7 protein-coding genes are annotated in these 16583 nt (G+C 42.6%); 2 read left to right on the top strand and 5 right to left on the bottom strand.

All coding sequences use genetic code 11. From position 1 onward, the window contains the following. Window positions 1-64: 64 nt before the first annotated feature. Together ACFFRD_RS28065 and ACFFRD_RS28060 are read right to left on the bottom strand one after the other, a co-directional pair. On the bottom strand, window positions 65-4324 hold the full coding sequence (locus ACFFRD_RS28065) for a PAS domain S-box protein (RefSeq protein WP_392478880.1): 4260 nt from the start codon (window positions 4322-4324) through the stop codon (window positions 65-67). Between the two features lie 304 nt (window positions 4325-4628). Further along, the gene (locus tag ACFFRD_RS28060) at window positions 4629-6791 is read right to left on the bottom strand and encodes an EAL domain-containing protein (RefSeq protein ID WP_392478878.1); all 2163 of its coding nucleotides are present in this window, start codon (window positions 6789-6791) and stop codon (window positions 4629-4631) included. A 285-nt stretch (window positions 6792-7076) separates the two neighbouring features. Here ACFFRD_RS28060 and ACFFRD_RS28055 point away from each other — a divergent pair, with 285 nt between their 5' ends. Both ACFFRD_RS28055 and ACFFRD_RS28050 read left to right on the top strand, forming a co-directional pair. After that, window positions 7077-13232: an AAA family ATPase gene (locus ACFFRD_RS28055; RefSeq protein WP_392478877.1), complete on the top strand. Its 6156-nt coding sequence runs from the start codon at window positions 7077-7079 to the stop codon at window positions 13230-13232. Continuing rightward, window positions 13229-13696 carry a response regulator gene (locus ACFFRD_RS28050; protein WP_392478875.1) on the top strand — a complete coding sequence of 156 codons (468 nt, stop codon included), beginning with the start codon at window positions 13229-13231 and terminating at the stop codon, window positions 13694-13696. Before ACFFRD_RS28055 ends, ACFFRD_RS28050 begins: the two co-directional genes overlap by 4 nt. Before the next feature lie 98 nt (window positions 13697-13794). Here ACFFRD_RS28050 and bioF read toward each other — a convergent pair whose 3' ends face one another. The 3 genes from bioF to ACFFRD_RS28035 form a co-directional block, all read right to left on the bottom strand. Further along, on the bottom strand, window positions 13795-14955 hold the full coding sequence (gene bioF, locus ACFFRD_RS28045) for an 8-amino-7-oxononanoate synthase (protein WP_392478873.1): 1161 nt from the start codon (window positions 14953-14955) through the stop codon (window positions 13795-13797). 75 nt (window positions 14956-15030) lie between these two features. Beyond that, window positions 15031-15663 (bottom strand): Holliday junction branch migration protein RuvA, encoded by a 633-nt coding sequence (ruvA, locus tag ACFFRD_RS28040; RefSeq protein WP_041565497.1) that lies wholly within the window; start codon window positions 15661-15663, stop codon window positions 15031-15033. After that, window positions 15663-16421, bottom strand: coding sequence for a sucrose-phosphate phosphatase (locus tag ACFFRD_RS28035; protein WP_114082641.1), 759 nt, complete (start codon window positions 16419-16421; stop codon window positions 15663-15665). Before ACFFRD_RS28035 ends, ruvA begins: the two co-directional genes overlap by 1 nt. Between the last annotated feature and the right edge of the window lie 162 nt (window positions 16422-16583).

Raw genomic sequence — 16583 nt, 5'->3', positions numbered from 1 at the left:
CAGGGGAGAAAGATACTGGAATTTGCTCTTTTTCCTATTATTTGAACAATCCCTCCTATCGACTTCAGGGTTGATTCTGCCCGATGAGATTGACGATCGCTGTGGCTAATTCAGCTGGATCTACGGGTTTAGGTAGGTGTTTTTGAAATCCTGCTGCCATTGCTTGGTTATAGTTAATTTCTCCAGCATAAGCTGTCAGTGCGATCGCAGGAATTTGCCCGCCTTGCTCTGGCGGTAATTTTCTCACCTCACGCAGGAGCATATAGCCATCCATTAAGGGCATTCCAATATCGCTTAACAGAATATCTGGTTTTGATTGCATTAATATTTCCAGTGCTTCGGCTGCTGATTCAACTGCGGTTACAGTCGCGCCATATTGTTCTAGGGCAAAGCTAAAAAACTCTCGCACGTCAGCTTGATCGTCCACAAGCAGGATTTGGACTCCAGCCAGTAATGTGTCATCTGTACTTAGTTCTGTTTGAGAAGCTTCATCGCTGCTGAGTCGCAACTCAGAATTTTTCAGCAAAGGTAGTCTGACTGTAAAAGTAGCGCCTTGTCCTTCTCCCAGACTCTCTGCCTGAACTGTACCACCGTGAAGTTCTACTAAATGACGCACAATTGCCAGCCCTAATCCTAGCCCGCCAAATACTCTGGTTGTTTTAGCATCTGCTTGCCGGAAGTAATCAAAGACGTAGGGCAAAAATTCTGGGATGATTCCTTTACCTGTATCAATCACCTGAATTTGAGCATCTAAGCCAACTTGCTCTAAACGGACTTCTACTCGTCCTTCTGTGGGTGTGAATTTAACGGCATTGGAGAGGAGATTCCACATTACTTGTTGCAAGCGATCGCTATCGCCGAGGACTTTGCCGATATCATTACTTAACACTGTGTCAATTTGAATTGATTTGGCTTCTGCTGCTAAACGTACCGTTTCTAGTGCAGATGCGATCGCTATTTTCAAATCCACTGCATAAAGATTTAACCTGACTTTACCTTGTAAAATCCGCGAAACATCGAGTAAATCTCCAATTAATTGAGTTTGTAACTTGGCATTCCGCTCGATTGTTTCCAATGCCCGAATTTTAGTAGCTTCGTCGAAGTTGCGGGTTCTGAGTAACTTTGCCCACCCTAAAATCGGATTCAAGGGAGTTCGGAGTTCATGGGAAAGGACAGCGAGAAATTCATCTTTAATGCGGTTGGCTGTCTCAGCTTGGGCCCTGGCGGTCTTTTCAGCTTCGTAAAGTTGAGCGCGAGCGATCGCTTGGGCACACTGTTGTCCCAGCGTTAACATAAATCCCCGGTCTTTTTCGTTAAATATTTGTCCAGTGGTAAAGCTTAATCCCAGTGCCCCTATTACTTTGCCTTCTGCTATCAATGGAATGGAAGCCCAAGAATTATTCCCTATAACAGTCACAACATTTGCTAACTCAGGATATCTAGCAATCATGGCTGCTAAATTTTCTAAAAAAATCGGCTGCCCGGTTCTGACTGTTTCTGCTATTTGGTTAGGTGATGTGATGGGAAAAGTTGCCCAAGTATTGATGAGTGTTTGTGGATAGCCAATTGCTTGCACAACTTTTAGGGTAGTATCTCCCTCAGTAAGTAAGACAACGGAACCACCAGTAGCTTCCAAGGCAGCAATCCCTTGGTTCACCACGACATCGGCTACTTGTTGGGGAGTTAAGGCTTCCGAGAGGGCGGCGGTTATTCTTTGTAAAAGTATGGTGCGATTGACAGACCTTTCAGCGCCCTGTTTTGCCTGTTGAGTTTCTTGGTATAGTCTGGCGTTGTCAATAGCTGTCGCCGCCCGACGAGCAATATCTTCTGCTAAGGCTAAGTCTGTTTGTTTGTAGTACCTACTTGACTCGGCTGTGAAAAAAGAGATTGCTCCAAATAATTGCCCACGGGAACGAACTGGAATCACCATTAGAGAACAAATACCCAGACTTTGCAGTAATTGCAGATGTTCGTCGTCTTCAGCCATCTCTACCAGATGAGAGTCAGATAATTCGGGATAAAAGACAGATATACCAAGCCGTAGCTGCCGTACAAGCTGTTTGGCTCTAGTTTTGGGTCGATAACGCCGTCGGATTTGGTCTAAAGTATTTAGTTTTGTGGGATCGGCAATTGCGATCGCAATTTGTTTACTTGACCAATCTTCCTGGAAAACATCTACAATACACCAGTCAGCTAAGGTAGGAACTGCGAGATTAGCCACACTTTCTAAGGCAATTTCATAATCTAATGAGGCAGCGAGTAAGGTGCTGGCCTCGACTAAAAATTGTTGTGTCGTTTCAACTCGTTTGCGTTCGCTAATATCCTCAATAATGCCTAATGCATACTTTGGTTGTCCGTTGGTATCCCAAACTGCTGATGAAGTTAGGTTTACCCAAACTATAGAACCATCTTTGCGGATGTAGCGCTTCTCTAGGGAATAACCACTAATTTCTTTTGCTAAAACTCGCCGAGCATTTTCTAAGTCAACTGCTAAGTCGTCAGGATGGGTAATTTCCTCAAAGGTTATTTGCATTAACTCTTCAGGGCTGTACCCAGTAATTTCGCATACGGCAGGATTAACCTGAATAAATTTTCCATCCAACGCTACCAGGGTAATACCCACAGCTGCCTGGTCGAACATTGCCCGGAATCTTTCTTCGCTTTCTCGCAAAGCCACTTCTGTTTGCTTGGCTGCTGTCACATCTGCCAAAATAATCCCAATTCCTACCGTTTCGCCCATTGCGTTGTTGACTGGGTAATAGTTGCCTAGCCAGTAGCCGTAACGTCTGGATTGTTCCCTTGTCTCACCACTAATTTCTACATTCAGCAGTGGTTCTCCAGTATCCAAAACGCGCTGTAACTGTTGCTCAAGTTCAGCCGCCATTGCTGGCAATACTTCCCCAAATTTGCGTCCTAGATGTTCTTCTATAGTCAAACCATTAATGTCAGCGAAAACTTGATTAATTCGGAGATATTTCAGTTCCCGATCCAAAAAGCATACGGCAACAGGAGCGGCTTCTAACAGTGCATCTAGAAGAGATAGAGATTCGGCGTAATGGACTAAAGCGTGGTGGATATCTTGATAAAGTCGGGCATTTTCTACTGCTAAGGCTGCACGGTGAGTAATCTCTGTTGCTAAAGTGAGGTCAGTGCGATCGTAGCGACGGTTTGATTGCGTGCTGACAAAGCTGATTGTGCCGAGTACTCGCCCTTGTGCAATTAAGGGCACAATCATCACAGACTTCATCCCCAATTCCCGAACAAGTTCTAAATGTTCAAGATTCTGAGTGCTTGCCACTAATAGCGAGTCAGATATTTCTGAGATTAATTCGCTTTGCCCAGTTTGCATTACTCTAGTAATTGCACTTGCACCCTTGTAATCTGTTGCATACTCCTGAAGTTTACGCGCTAACTCCGCCTTAGATGGATCTGCATGGGCAATTGGTAGGCGGCGAATGGAACCATCTTCATTTAAAATGTCAACACTACACCAATCAGCTAGCTGAGGAACTGAAATTTTGGCAATTTGTTCTAAGGTTTCTTCATAATCTAGCGAAGTAGATAGGACACTACTAACTTGCGCGATATAGCGGAGTCTTTCTTCAGCCTGCTTGCGTTCTGTAGTATTCACAGCCGCACAAGTAATACCATTAATACTATTGTCTGTATCTTTCAGTGGTTCAACCAGCAAATCATAGTAACGATATTCTCCGCAAGTTGTCAGATAAACCTCTTCACGGGTTGAAATACCAGTCTCTATTACCTTCAGCTTAATTGCCTTCAATTGCTCTGCTACTGAAGCTGGAAATAATTCATCATCAGACTTACCTAAAATTTCCTCAGCAGTATCTAGACCTTGAGGATTATGAATCCACTGATATCGCAAATCTCGATCTTGTTGAAAGACCACAATATCTGAACTGCTTAACGCTAATCGAAATCTCTCCTCACTAACTCTTAGCTGTTGGAGATTTCTATCAGCCCGTTTTTTAGCAGTCTTTAATGCCTCACATAAGATACTAAAGAGCAATCCTTGTAATGCAAACAACCCAATTCGCACAGAATTAGATAGGTCAAAACTCAGCTCATAAACTGGCGGGAGAAAGAAGTAATTGCTCAGTAATGCAGACAAGGAAGTTGCTAATAGCCCTGATTTAAAACCACCATACCAAGCACTCACCACTACAGCGCCAAAAAACAGCAAGAAAGGAGTTCCACTCATGCTTAACCAAGGGTCTAGCATCAACATTAACACTAGTGTGAGTGTGACAATTAATACAACAATTCCATAGCGCAGTAACTGGGAATAATGAATATGAGGCATGAAAATGTCTAAGAACAACCAATACTTATTGCAGAGGCTCTACATACCCTAAGCCAGTTTTCAAGTTTTAGTAATTTATCTCTAGATAGATTTTTTTCAGTTTTAAAAACATCTTTTGCTAGAGGCTAATTATTAAGTTATATAGTATTACCAGCGATAATTTATTATGAATCTTCTATATCCATAACATTAATTTGCCGATCGTGAATAGTCAATTATCAGAAATACAGTAGCCTAATTTGCTTATAAAAATTATGGTATAAAATCTACCAATGGCTAGTTTTCCATTAGTCAGTCGCAATCATCAGAGGATATAATGCAAAATTTTACTTGTCGTCAGAAGTGCTTCTACTGTCTGGTGGCTTAGAGGCTTAGAAAATAGATAGCCTTGACCAAATTCGCATCCCAGTTCCTGTAACCATTGAAGTTGCTGCGGTGTTTCGATACCTTCTGCAACAACGGCTAATCCGAGTTGATTGCTTAAAGCAATAATAGTACTAACTACCTGATAATTACGGTTTCCTTGCTGCATCTGACTTACAAAAGAGCGATCAATCTTTAAATTATCAGCAGGTAAACGATGGAGATAATTGAGCGACGAATAACCAGTACCAAAGTCATCAATGCTAATTTGAATTCTTCTAGACTTTAATTGGCTTAATAAATCAATTGTCTGACTAATATTCTCAATTAGCATACTTTCAGTAATTTCTAGGGTTATACAGTCGCCTTCTAAACCTGTTTGGGCTAGTATTTGATCGATGTATTCAATTAAGTTTCCTTGGCGAATGTCTTGAACAGAGAGGTTAATATTAACCTTGATTGGGAAGTGAGTAGCAAACTTTGCTTTCCAGTTTGCTAGGTGTTGACAAGCTTTGTAGAGCATCCAGCGATCAATTTGCACAATTAGCCCCGTTTCTTCCGCGATAGAGACAAATTCTTTCGGTAAGACTAACCCACGAGTTGGGTGTTGCCAGCGCAGCAATGCTTCAAATCCAATCAGTCGGCCTGCTTTGCTTTGCTCATCCCCAAGTATGTCAACAATTGGCTGGTAATATATAACAAACTCTTCTCGTTCGATAGCTTTGCGAATATCGGTTTCTATAGTTAGTCGATTTACGGCTTGAGTGTGCATTTTGACATCAAAAATTTTATACGAGTTTCTCCTTTGAGCTTTGGCTTGATACATGGCAATATCGGCATCTCGGAGTAAATCGGAGGCTTGAGAATATTCGTTTGTTCCTAAAACAATCCCGATGCTTGTACTGATAACTACTTCGGCATCATTAAGTATCAATGGTGTTTGAAAATCTATGAGCATACGCTCAGTAATTTGAATAGCTTTTTCAATATCAGAAATATCTTCCAGCAAAATTACGAATTCGTCACCACCAATTCGAGCAACTAAATCAACTTCCCGCAGATGAGTTTTTAGTTTGTGAGCAATATTCTTTAACAGTTGATCTCCAGCAAGGTGTCCGAGGCTGTCATTGATCACTTTAAATCGGTCTAGGTCGAGAAACAAGACGGCATAACGATAGGTTTCTAATCGTTTAGCTCGGTTGATGGCTAGTTCTAGCCGCTCTATCAAAAGTGTGCGATTTGGTAAATCCGTTAAGGGATCGTGTAAAGAGTTGTGGATAATTAACTCTTGTGCTTGTTTGCGATCGCGCAGCGCAACTTGCTGTTCGTGAAGTGCAACTTGCCGTTCGCTCACATCTAATAAAACACCATACCAGACAATATCCCCATTTTCTCGACATTCTGGACGAGCGCTTGCCTGTACCCATTTGAGTTTGCCAGAAGGTGTAACTAATCGCCACTCGTAAGAAAATGGTTTTAAAGTTTGAGCGCTCTCGTTGGCTGCTGCATAACATCCTGGATAATCATCGGGATGAATTTGTGCAAAGCAAAGAGAGGCATTTTCTAAAATTTGATCTGGCGTTAACTCTAAAAGATCCAGACAGCCAAAACTGATGTAATCAAACGCAATAGAACCATTAGAATACTGAACAAAGCTGTAAATCATTCCGGGTATATTAGACGCTAATGTTTGTAACAGCTTTTGAGCTTGTTTGCGCTCCGCTCTCACCTGTGCATCCCGAAGTTCTCTACGCACTGCCTCTGGCAATCGATTTAAGTTGTCCTTCATGACATAATCATTCGCACCCGCTTTCATCATTTCCACAGCAAGTACTTCGCCAATTGTGCCGGAAACTAAAATAAAAGGAATATCTTTTTGGCTCTGCTTTGCTATTTCCAAAGCCGCAGGAGCATTGAATCCTGGCAGTCGGTAATCTGAAATCATCACATCCCAAGTCTGACTATTGAGTGCTATTTGTAGTTCCTTGTCTGTTTGCACACGCTGCCAGTTTGGATTGAAACCACCGCGACGCAATTCATGAATAACTAACATGGCATCCTCCTCTGAATCTTCAACAATCAGGATGTTCAATAGTTCATTCATACCCCATAATCTCCTTGGGAACTATTCAGTAAACTTGTATAATCAGGTTTGTGAGTCAAGTGATTTTGGATTTTAGATTTTAGATTTATTATCTGGTTCAAGGCGGTGGCTCTGAATAAAAAATTTTTAGGATTTAGGATTTTACCTTTGTTCTCATGTTTAAATTTATTTGCTTTAAAAATTTCTTGTATTTGGTAATCTAAATAATTTAATCCAAAATCAGAAATTTAAAATTACCTCATACAAAATTTATCTTTGTATCTAACAATTGTAGGCAGTTTAACCATGCTGGAAATTCCTGAATATAAAATTCATGTAAAAATTCATGAAAGTGCTAATTCACGAGTCTATCGTGGAATTAATCAGCAGAATAATTTGCCTGTCATCTTCAAAGTTTTAAAGAAAGACTACCCGACATCAGAAGAGATAACACGCTATAAGCTCGAATACGAAATTACGCGTAGCTTGTCATTGGAAGGTGTTATCCAGGCTTATAGTTTGCAGCAATATCAAAGGAGTTTTGTCATTATTCTGGAAGATTTTGGGGGCGAATCTTTAACAAAGATCATAGCAAAAACACAGTTTTCATTAACAGATTTCCTGAAAATAGCCATTCAGATTGTTGAAACCTTGGGTGCAATTCATACAGCAAATATCATTCATAAAGATATCAATCCATCTAATATTATTTTTAATCCAAGAACACAACAACTTAAAATTATTGACTTTGGTATTTCAACTGTATTGTCACGGGAGATATTAACTCTCAGAAATCTACCGATATTAGAGGGAACACTAGCCTATATATCTCCAGAGCAAACAGGCAGAATGAACCGTTCTTTGGACTATAGAACTGATTTTTACTCTTTAGGTGTTACCTTTTATGAACTGTTGACCCATCGATTGCCGTTTGAATCCAGTGATGCGCTGGAGTTAATTCATTATCACCTAGCTTTGGAACCTGTTCCACCCCATTTTATCAATTCAGGAATTCCTGTGATAGTCTCAGGAATTGTACTGAAACTATTAGCAAAAACAGCAGAAAATCGCTATCAAAGCGCCTGGGGAATTAAAAATGATTTAGAAGAGTGCCTGAAACAGCTACAACACACGGGAAGAATTGAGTCTTTTTTGCTAGGACAAGAGGATATTTCTGATAAGTTTCATATCCCTGAAAAACTTTATGGCAGAGAAAGGGAGGTGGAGATGTTATTAGCGTCCTTTGAAAGAGTAGCAGGGAAAGATAACTCTGATTTACCCGCGTCTGCTTCTCATGTTGAAGTGATGTTGATAGCAGGATACTCTGGTATTGGTAAGTCAGTTTTAGTGCAGCAAATTTATCAGCCGATTACGCAACAACGGGGGTACTTTGTTTCTGGTAAATTCGATCAGTATCAGCGCAATATTCCTTATTTTGCGATCGCTCAAGCCTTAGAGTCACTGATCAAACAATTACTGACTGAAGACGAAGTGCAGCTGTCTCAATGGCGACAGAACCTTTTAGCTGCCCTCGGCTCAAACAGTCGAGTTATTACCCAGGTGATTCCAGCACTGGAATTGATTGTAGGCAATCAACCAGAAGTACCTGTATTACCACCAACGGAAGCCCAAAATCGCTTTCATCAAGTTTTCCAAAATTTCATTCGCGTTTTTACGCAATCAGAACATCCCCTCGCCATATTTTTAGACGATCTCCAGTGGGTAGATAATGCCTCACTGAAGCTGATCCAACTACTAGCTACTGCTACCAAGGGGCAATCTTTGTTGTTGATGGGGGCATACCGAGATAACGAGGTTAATGCCACTCATCCCCTGATTCAGATGGTGGAGGAAATTCGGCAGGGTGGAGGAGTGGTAAACCAACTTTCTCTTTTGCCATTGAGCCTACATCATATCAATCAGTTCATCGCCGAGACATTTCGCTGCCAACCAGAAGATTCCCTGTCTTTAGCTGAACTGGTGCAACGAAAAACTGGTGGTAATCCCTTTTTTATGAACGAATTTTTGAAATCTCTCTACACTGAAGGGCTACTGGAATTTAATCACCAAACCAAAAAATGGCAATGGTCGATCGAGCAAATTCAGCAGCAGGGAATTACAGATAATATTGTCGATTTGATGGCTCTCAAGATTCAAAAGCTCAATAAAAATACGCAGGAAGTGTTGCAGCTAGCTGCCTGCATTGGCAACTCTTTTGAGCTGGAAACTCTGGCACTGACTGCGGAATTATCCCAGCGAGAAACCGCCCAGGCTTTAAGAATGGCGATCGCTCAAGGGTTCATTCTACCCCTAAGCAATGCCCACAAATCGGTTGAGTTGGATGTACCACTCCCTAGCAATTGTCCTGCCATTGAATATAAATTTGCCCATGATCGCATTCAGCAAGCAGCCTATTCCCTGATTCCCGAAGCCCAGCAAAGCAAGATCCATTGGCAAATCGGACAGTCTTTATTGCAAATAACTCCAAGAGAAAACTTAGAACACCAGATTTTTGATATTACCAACCAACTGAACCTGGGCAAAAAACTCCTCAAAACTCAATCGGATCAGGATAACTTGTCTCGCTTAAACCTGATGGCGGGAGAAAAAGCCAAGGCATCAGGTGCTTATGATGCTGCATGGCGATATTTGCAAACTGCTTTGGATCTGCTGACAACCGATAGCTGGCAAACAAACTATGATTTTACCCTTACCCTGTATAGTGCAACAACAGAAGCAGCCTATCTGAGCGGTAATTTTGAGCAAGTAGAGCCACTGTTCCAACAGGTAATTAACCATGCCAAAACCCTACTAGCCAGCTTAAAAGTCTACGATGTCAAAATTCAAACTTATGTTGCTCAAAGTCAATTGCTTGAGGCAATTCAAATTGGTTTACAGCTACTTCAGCAATTAGAAGTTCACCTCCCCATCCAGCCAACCTTTGAGGATGTTCAGCAGGCACTCTCGGAAACCGCCTCCAAATTGGCGAATAGACGCATTGAAGATTTAGTTGACTTACCAATGATGTCTGAGCCAGAAATGCTGGCAGCAATGCAGCTTTTAACAAGTATGTGTGCATCAGCTTATTTGGCAGTCCCTCCCCTATTTTTGCTGGTTGTACTCAAGATGGTGGATTTGCTGATTGAGTACGGAAATATGATGTTAGCTCCCTTTGCTTATGCCGCTTATGGGATTATTCTCTGTGGAGTTGTATTGGACATTGAAGCAGGATATCAATTTGGTCAACTAGCTTTAAGTCTGCTCGATCGCCTAGATGCCAAACCCATTCAAGCCAGAAGTCTATTCGCGGTTAGCAACCAGATTAATGTTTGGAAGACACACCTAAAACACAGCCTGAAGCCACTCCAAGATTGCTATCAGGTTGGTATCGAGCAGGGCGATTTCGAGTTTTCTGGCTACGCTGCGATGTATTTCTGTGGTAATTCATTGGCAATCGGTCAACCCCTAGATGAACTCCAATTACATCTGACAAGTTATGCCCAAGCAGTGAAACAAATCAAGCACTCGGCGGGAATTCATTTCGTCGAGATTTGCTCGCAAACTGTTTTGAACCTGGTTCAAGAGGTTCCGAATCCTGGGATTTTATCTGGTCAAGCTTACAATCAAGCAACTGGGCTAGCCCAGATGCAAAAAACCCATTTTCATGGGGGTTTGTTCTATTTCTACCTAAATAAATTATTTCTCTGTTATTTATTTGACGATACAAATCAGGCAATTGGCAATGCTATCCTCGCTCAAGAGTACTTACCAGCAATGACTGGAGCGGCATTGGTTGCCATATTTCACTTCTACGATTCCCTATGCAGACTGGCGGTATATTCCAACACAGATACAGCGAAACAATCCGAGTTGCTGGAGCAGGTAGCAGAAAATCAGGCAAAAATGAAAAATTGGGCGCACCATGCCCCGATGAACTATCTACACAAGTGGCATTTGGTAGAAGCAGAACGGCATCGGGTATTGGGTGAAGTAGTAGAAGCAATGGATGCCTACGATCGCGCCATCGCTCTGGCGAGAGAAAACGAATACCTCCAAGAAGAAAGCCTGGCCAACGAACTAACAGCAAAATTTTATCTGGCAAACAACCGGATAGCGATCGCTAAAGTCTATCTGCAAGAGGCAAGGTACGGCTACAGCCGTTGGGGAGCAATGGCTAAAGTCCAAGATTTGGAAAGACGTTATCCCCAACTGCTAGAGGTGCAAACTGAAAGAACTAACATCGGAAAAGTTGACATTACAGAATCGACTTCTAGAAAGTTAGAAGCACTTGATTTAGAAACAGTATTGAAAGCCTCCCAAGCGATCGCCAGTGAAATTTTGTTAGATAAACTCCTGGCAAAAATAATGACGATCTTGATTGAAAATGCCGGGGCACAAACCGGTTATCTAATTTTACCAACACAAGAAAAATGGCAGATTGAGGCAATGGGATCGATTGGCGATGAGAAAGTAGCTGTTTTGCAATCAATTCCTCTGGAATCGGTATCAGCAGACAGTACTCCTTGCTTGCCAACTGCCCTCATCAATTATGTAGTTCGCACCCAAGAAAGCATCGTCCTCAATAATGCGGCTCAAGTCGGTAACTTTCAATCTGAACCCTGGATTGTGCAACGCCAATCGAAATCGATTCTTTGTGCTACTTTATTAAACCAGGGAAAACTGACAGGAATTGTCCTTTTAGAAAACAATCTAACCACTAGCGCATTTACCCCAGAGCGAATTGAAATCTTCAGTTTACTTTCGACTCAGGCAGCTATTTCCATTGACAATGCCCGTTTATTGAAGCAACAGTCAGAACTGAATCAATCCTTACGGGCTGAAATTGCCGAACGCCAAAGAGCAGAAAAAGATCGCGATCGCTTAATTGCCATTCTTGAAGCATCCACCGATCATATTGGCATGGCCACCCCCCAAGGCAATGTTTTCTGGAATAATGCTCAAGCTAGGAAACTAGCAGGGATACCACTGGATACAGACCTTTGCACATTCAGCAACTACCATCCCCAGTGGGCATTAGAGATTATTCAAAACCAGGGCATTCCTCTGGCGATTCGAGATGGTACCTGGGTGGGTGAAACCGCTTTGTTGGACATTGATGGCAGAGAAATTCCGGTTTCCCAAATGATCATTGCTCATAAAGCAACAGATGGCAGTGTGGAATATTTGTCTACCATTATCCGGGATATTAGTGAGGTAAAACGCCGGGAAGAGGATCTGAAAAGATCGGAAACAACGCTGCAAAATTTGGTTATGGGAACAGCTGCGGTTACAGGACAAGATTTTTTCGCAGCTTTGGTTGGTCATATAGCCAAAGCCTTGCACGTCCGCTATGCCCTCGTTACTGAACTAGTAAATGGCGAACTTAAAGCCCTAGCTTTTTGGGCGCATGGGGCATTACAACCACAAATATCCTACTTTCCGGCCCGTACACCATGCGAATTTGCCTTGAGAAACGGCTTATTTTACTGCAAAAAGCTTGTTCAGCAAATTTTCCCGGAAGACTTAGACTTAGTGGTAATGCAGGCAGAGAGTTATCTGGGTATTTCCTTAAAAAATGCCAATGGCGACCCAATTGGTAATCTTTGTATTCTTGACGTACAACCACTGGTAGATACGGAACGAACAGAAGTAATTCTAAAGGTATTTGCCGCACGAGCAGCAGCAGAATTGGAGCGCCAGAGGGCAATTGAAGCCCTGCATCAACTGAACCAGTCTTTAGAAATCAGGGTCAAACAACGAACTGCCCAATTGGAAGCTGCAAACAAAGCATTAGAGGCATTTTCCTATTCTGTTTCTCATGATTTACGGGCACCACTGCGGGCGATCGTTGGTTTTTCGAGAATTATGCAAGAAGATTATGGTGAGCAACTTGATGCGGAAGGCAATCGTTATCTGAAAATTGTTCGAGACAATGCCAAACGCATGGGTGAGTTGATCGACGACCTATTGAACCTATCCCGCCTAGATCGTAAGGAAATGTCCCGGCAGCCTGTTTTTATAAATGAGATTATTCAAGAAGTACTGAGTGATTTAGCCCCAGATTTTGAAGGTCGTCAAATTGAGTTTGCGATCGCTGATTTACCCATCTGTCAAGCTGATCTTTCCTTGTTTAAACAAGTTTGGCTAAATCTATTGTCAAATGCCATCAAATATACCCGCTACAAATCCAGTACTTACATTGAAGTCGGCTATGAGATTATGGCTGGTGAAGGAGTGTATTTTATCAGAGATAATGGGGCAGGATTTGATATGCGGTATGCAGATAATTTGTTTGGGGTATTCCAACGGCTGCACCGCGAACAAGAATTTACAGGCACGGGGATCGGACTAGCGATCGTCCAACGCATTATTCAACGCCACGGCGGGCGGATTTGGGCAGAAGCAGCGATCGATCGAGGTGCGACGTTTTATTTCACCCTTCAAGGGGAAATTAACCCATGAGTGACCAGCCCACCGATCCATATTTTGAGCAAGCACTTTCCATTGTATTGGTTGAAGATAATGCCACCGATGCTGAGTTAACTATCCGAGCATTACGTCGCGGTAAAATTGGCAACAATATTCAACTGCTCGAAGATGGAGCCGAAGCCCTAGATTTTTTCTTTTGTCGGGGAGAGTACGCGCACCGTAGGATGACGAATCAACCCAAAGTCATTTTGCTGGATTTGAAACTGCCAAGGATAAGTGGGTTAGAAGTTTTACGGCAACTCAAATCCGATCCACGCACACAAATGATTCCGGTTGTGGTGCTGACCTCTTCTGCTGAAGACCAGGATATGATCGAGAGTTACCGGCTTGGGGTAAATAGCTACATCGTTAAACCTGTGGATTTTGAACAATTTAACCAAGCAGTCCAACAGCTTGGTTTTTATTGGATCTTGTTTAACCGATTGCCAGTTTTTTAAAAGGATTTGTCATTAGTCCTTAGTCATTAGTCATTAGTCATTAGTTATTTCTTATTCTCCAATTCCCGATTCCCGATTCCCAATTCCCAATTCCCAATTCAAATAACATCCTTCAGCACTGTTACCAATTTTTCAATATGTGCTACTTCATGAGTCGCCATTACAGATATTCTGATTCGACTTGTGGGCACTGTGGGAGGACGAATTGCTGGAGCAAAAATGCCAGCATCTCTTAGCTGTTTTCCAGCTTTGAGGGCATCTGTGGCATTAGGCAATTGAAAGCATAATATGGGTGATTCAGAAGGCAGCAATTTTAAGTTAGGCAACTGTTGCAGCAAAGTTTTCAAGTAATGTATATTCCCCCACAATTGGGTACGATGTTGCGGTTCTTGTTGCACTATCTTGATTGCTGCTAAGGCTGCGGCTGTATCAGCAGGTGAAAGTCCAGTGGTATAAATCCAACTGGGTGCGCGGTTCCGCAAAAAGTCAATTAAGGCGCTACTTCCTGCCACATAACCGCCTAAACTACCCAAAGCTTTACTCAAAGTCCCAATTTGAATTAATTGCTTTCCTGTACACCCAAAATGCTCGACACACCCAGCGCCAGTTTTTCCTAGTACGCCGGTAGCATGAGCTTCATCGACTAGCAGCATACAGCTAAATTCATCAGCCAGATCGAACAGTGCGGGCAAGGGACATAAATCGCCGTCCATGCTGAAGACAGTATCAGTAAGAATTAAGCAGCGTCGATAATTTTGTCGTTGTTGACTCAACTGAGTTTTTAGGACTTCAAGATCACAGTGCGGATATTCCACAACTGCTGCACCGCTCAGAATCGCTCCATTTTTCAGACTGGAATGATTGTACTGGTCAGATAAAATTAAATCACGCTTGCCCACAAGGGCGGTAATTGCACCCAAATTAGCTAGATACCCGGAACTAAATACCAAGGCATCTTCTGTTTGTTTGGTAGATGCGATCGCCTTTTCTAACTCCCCATGCAATTCTCGATGCCCACTGAGTAATCTAGAACCAGTACTACCAGTGCCAAATTCTGCGATCGCAGCAGTTGCGGCTGCCATCAAGCGCTCATCCCCAGCCAATCCCAAATAGTCATTGCTGGCAAAATTAATTACCTCTTGCCCAGCTAAAACCACCGTTGCACCCGGACGACCGTTGATAGGTTGTACCGAACGATACCAGTCTGCCCGATGAATTGTTGCTAAGGACTGTTCTAGCCAGGCATAAGGGTCGGTCATTGGGAATGGGGAATGGGGAATGGGGAATGGGGAATAACTAATGACAAATGACCAATGACAAATGACAAATGACAATTAAACTTGTTCGCTGCTGAGATGAGCGATCGCTTGTTTAATCCAATCTTCGACATAAGCATCTTTGGGTAGGCCGATGTCTTCGCTGACTACATGCAGGGCGTGACTGACTTCATGAGCAGTATATCCCAGGGCGAAGAGGGTCATTTGCACCTCTTCGAGAATTCCTGGTGCTGGCCCGCCTGTGGCGACGAAGAACCCGGCTGATTTACGCCACTCGACTAATTTGCTTTTCAGTTCCAAACAGATGCGCTCTGCGATTTTTTTGCCGACACCGGGAGCCTGAATTAAGATTTGTGTATTGCCAGCGATAATTGCTTGGACTAAATCTGGTAGTTCCAGAGTGTCCAGGAGTGCGATCGCTAAGGCTGCACCAATCCCTGTGACAGTCAGCAAGTGGCGAAATAAATCGCGTTCGGCTGGGGAAGCAAAGCCATATAAGTAGGGCACTTCTTCCCGAATTTGGAAATGGGTAAAAATTTGCGCCACGCCTCCCGATTCTGGTAACTGGTTTGCTAGCCGTTGGGGAACTTGCAAATCGTACCCCAAGCCATTGACTTCCAGAGTCAGAATCACGCGATTAGCGCCAATTGTTTGGATACCAGCGACTATACCTTTTAGATAACTAATCATTACAAGAGACCAAAATAATTTAAGCCTTCAATAATTCCACCTGCACAAAAACCTTTTGCTAGGTAGCGGTGCATAGCGGGATACTCGTTATGCCATTGGAGTAACTCTTTTCGGGCATTCCCGACGATGATTCCCCGTTCGTTGCCTACAGCAAATAAAGCAATATCATTACCCGAATCACCACAGACAACTGTTTGTTCTGCTGCAAATTTCCACTTCTGGCGTAAAAACTGCATTGCCTGACCTTTATCGCTGCTATGGGGTACAATGTCAAGGTCAATACCGCTACTGTAGATTAACTTTACATTTAATTTCGATTTCTGCAACTCTGCTTCAAGTTGTGGTAGAACATTCGCAGATGCTTCTTGTTCTAAAAAAAAGCTCACTTTGAAAGGACGCTGTTCTGAATCTGGTTGCCGAAGTAACTCGCGGTATTTATGGGTAATAGATAATACAGTTTCCCGTTCCCATCCCGGAGACAGGGTTTCTGCCCAATCTGAGTCTGGAGTATCAGTACCATTGAGATAAATTTCCGTCCCTACAGAAAGGACAAGGGCATCGGGTTGCAAAAGATTTTTTTGAGCTTGGAGTTGTTTGTAAAGTAAGGGCGATCGTCCGGTAGAATAAACAATTTTAGTGCCGTATTCTTGACGATGTTGACTCAGCAGTTGATTTAGTTCTGGTAAAGCGCTGTCATCGCCAACGGTGCGATATACGAGGGTATCATCTAAATCGGTTACAAAAAGAAATGGTTTCATAATTAAAACTCTTGCAAAATTTCGTTATTTTACCGCGTGAAGAGAATTTTGCAAGAAGTTTGTTTGCTAAAAACCAAATATATCAGACATTCGATTTGAGGTTAAGGATAGTTGTAATTATTATCAAGAAAGGGTTATAGGCATTTTCAATCAAAAAGCCCC

This window comes from Nostoc sp. C110, assembly GCF_043099725.1.
GTDB lineage: Bacteria > Cyanobacteriota > Cyanobacteriia > Cyanobacteriales > Nostocaceae > Nostoc > Nostoc muscorum_A.
Note: the sequence above shows the minus strand (reverse complement) of the source record. Positions and strands in the feature narration are given on the sequence as shown.

Coding starts and splice junctions, on each gene's coding strand:
- ACFFRD_RS28065 (WP_392478880.1), bottom strand. CDS start 4,324: ATGCCTCATATTCATTATTCCCAGTTACTGCGCTATGGAATTGTTGTA.
- ACFFRD_RS28060 (WP_392478878.1), bottom strand. CDS start 6,791: ATGAATGAACTATTGAACATCCTGATTGTTGAAGATTCAGAGGAGGAT.
- ACFFRD_RS28055 (WP_392478877.1), top strand. CDS start 7,077: ATGCTGGAAATTCCTGAATATAAAATTCATGTAAAAATTCATGAAAGT.
- ACFFRD_RS28050 (WP_392478875.1), top strand. CDS start 13,229: ATGAGTGACCAGCCCACCGATCCATATTTTGAGCAAGCACTTTCCATT.
- bioF (WP_392478873.1), bottom strand. CDS start 14,955: ATGACCGACCCTTATGCCTGGCTAGAACAGTCCTTAGCAACAATTCAT.
- ruvA (WP_041565497.1), bottom strand. CDS start 15,663: ATGATTAGTTATCTAAAAGGTATAGTCGCTGGTATCCAAACAATTGGC.
- ACFFRD_RS28035 (WP_114082641.1), bottom strand. CDS start 16,421: ATGAAACCATTTCTTTTTGTAACCGATTTAGATGATACCCTCGTATAT.